A 2,490-nucleotide genomic window follows, 5' to 3' on the forward strand; every position below is an offset into this window, starting at 1 on the left:
AGCATTATATCAATAATGATAAAATACTCAATGAGTGTCTTAGGGACTATGAAGGTAGTTTAGCACAGCACCTAAGAGGTAAAATAAAGCGCCGCCTACCTATAAGGAAGGATATGAGCCCTTTAGGCGAACATGCAGGCTGGTATGAGAAAAGGATTGGACTAAGAGCAACGCATCAAAGAGTAAAGCAACTTGAAGATGAAAATAGCTTAAATGTGAGGTCTCATATTCGGATAAGAGATAATTTAAATAGAGTGAGAGAACAGATTATTGATTCAGAAGAAGAAAGAAACCGTAAGATTGACCAATTTAATTACCCAAAAGAAATAGCAACATGCGTGAGAGCAGCAGCTGAGTTTGCACAAATAGTAACCCCTGATATTTCAGTAGTCCACTCTCAGTTTATGCACTGTTTTCATAACCCCCTCTTCAGAAATAACCCTATTCCAAAAGAAGATTAAGATATAATTAAATTATATAAGAATAACTTCTTTCATTATTTAATTTAGGCAACAAAGCGATTTAAAGGGTTCTGATACTGTGTTAAGGATCAAGGATTAATTTTAAGAATTTCAGGGTTAAAAACTGTTTTATATTTCAGCACCCCGAAGCATATATGGAGAAGCTTTCTCATAATAGCGCCTATAATCACCATAGTATGTTTACCTTTTTTCTCTAATTTTTGGACAAAGGGTTGAAGAAGCGGATTATGATTTTTAGCTGCGATAGCTGGAAAATAAAGAGCTTTCCTTAAAGAAGAAGAACCTATTTTAGAAAGACAAGATCTTCCTTTAACAGAAGTCCCTGATGTTCTATGAGATGGCGTAAGACCAGCATATGCAGCTAATTGCCTGGCACTTTCTAAAGAAGAAAGTTCAGGGATTTCTGCAAGAATAGCTATGGCTGTTATTTTGCCAATGCCTGGAATGCTTTGAAGGTTCCTACAATCCTGGTTTAAGCTCTCTTTTGAAGAGACCACTTGGTCTATAGCAACATTAACGACGTTAATTTGCTTCTCTATATGCTTGATGAGGTTTTGATAAACTTTCTCAACACTTTTTGGAAGGCAGTCTTTGGTTTCTAAGAAGTTTCCAACTTGAGTATGTTGTTCCTTCAAGTTTTGCAAGCATCGATAAAGAGATCTTAATTCTTTTAACATGGGCTCTTTAGGCTTATAGGCTCTTAACTCATTCTTGCTCGCATACTCTGCAATCAGGTGAGCATCAACCTCATCTGTTTTATGGCGACTAAGCTTGCTTCTGGCAAAGGCTTTAATACAAGCAGGATTAACAATATGAACTTGATGTCCTTGTTCATAGAGATAATCTGCAAGCTTCTCTCCATAGCTTCCTGTGGCTTCCATACAGGCCTTAACTTGTTCAATACCTTGTGCTTGCAGCCACTTTGTTAGACCTATGAAGCCTTTAATGTTATTAGAGACCTTGTATTTTTTATAAGACGTATGGAGGAGAAGAGCGATAGAAAGGTCTTTCTTAGAAACATCTATCCCTAATATAGCCTCATTCATCTTTTTTTCCTTCCCTCTACTGATATGATTATTTGAGTCTTTAGCTTGTCATGTGAATTCAGAATAAGGTAGAACCTTTTCTTAAGATACTGTTCAGCTCTAGACCAATTGGAAGAGGGCTCTTATCAGAACCTCAGATTTGGTGTCTTGTTGCAAATACAGAGTCACCTCTTCCAGCCTACAAGGCTTAGCTACTCTCTCATAGGCTCCTCAGCAACATACATGTTGCAACTTTGCGCTAAAGGTAGAGTTTATCTAAGGAAAATGGTTCTAATACTGTGTTAAGGATCAAGGATTATTTTTAAGGATTTGAGGGTTAAAAGTTGTTCATGCCACTCTTTAGGAACCTTTCTCGATCCTCAGTCATAGCATGAGCAGTAACACCAATGACAGGGAGCGTTTTCGCATCAAAAACTTTCCGTATTTCTTGTGTTGCCTCAAAGCCATCCATAATAGGCATTGTCCCATCCATAAGAACAACATCATAGGATTTATTTTGACAAGCCTCTACCGCCTCCTGGCCATTCACCGTATTAATTTTTGGTAAAGGCAACCTTACTTCAATCTAAAGTAAGGCAATTAAATTATGGAATAATTTACATTGGAAATGTTGTTTAATTATACAGGAGTTTTCCCAGGACTTAGTGCATAAAGTAATCAATACTCCCTAATACCCTCATTCTCCAACAAAAATTGACATCTCTAATTCACATTATACTCAAGCGGTTATAATTTTTCGAATTTTGGTTTGCCAATAATATAAAAGTTTTCTGTCAGCAAAGATCTTAACTTCCATAATACGGTCTCCTTATTATGGTTAAGCTCTTTAATCATGCCTTATTATCAAAGCTTCTTAAAGTCGCTCAGGCCATACCATCAGGGTCAATATAAAACAATATGGGTTTCGTATAACTTCGTATAATGTATGCTATACGAAGTTATTACGAAATTTAAGTTTCGAT

The 2,490-nt window shown here is 36.5% G+C and carries 3 protein-coding genes; 1 reads left to right on the forward strand and 2 read right to left on the reverse strand.

The features are described 5' to 3' along the window. The coding region (locus tag IG80_RS12820; protein ID WP_032114098.1) for a hypothetical protein at positions 1 to 461 on the forward strand (461 nt) is incomplete at its 5' end. A gap of 89 nt (positions 462 to 550) precedes the next feature. On the opposite strand, the gene IG80_RS0111075 is transcribed toward IG80_RS12820, so the two are convergent. Both IG80_RS0111075 and IG80_RS0111080 read right to left on the reverse strand, forming a co-directional pair. Next, complete coding sequence (locus tag IG80_RS0111075) at positions 551 to 1,528, reverse strand: IS110 family RNA-guided transposase (RefSeq protein WP_032114099.1); 978 nt, start codon at positions 1,526 to 1,528, stop codon at positions 551 to 553. Between the two features lie 316 nt (positions 1,529 to 1,844). Next, positions 1,845 to 2,081, reverse strand: coding sequence for a response regulator (locus IG80_RS0111080; RefSeq protein WP_032114097.1), 237 nt, complete (start codon positions 2,079 to 2,081; stop codon positions 1,845 to 1,847). Positions 2,082 to 2,490: the final 409 nt, after the last annotated feature.

The sequence above is a fragment of the Candidatus Paracaedibacter symbiosus genome, assembly GCF_000757605.1.
Classification (GTDB): Bacteria; Pseudomonadota; Alphaproteobacteria; order Paracaedibacterales; family Paracaedibacteraceae; genus Paracaedibacter_A; species Paracaedibacter_A symbiosus.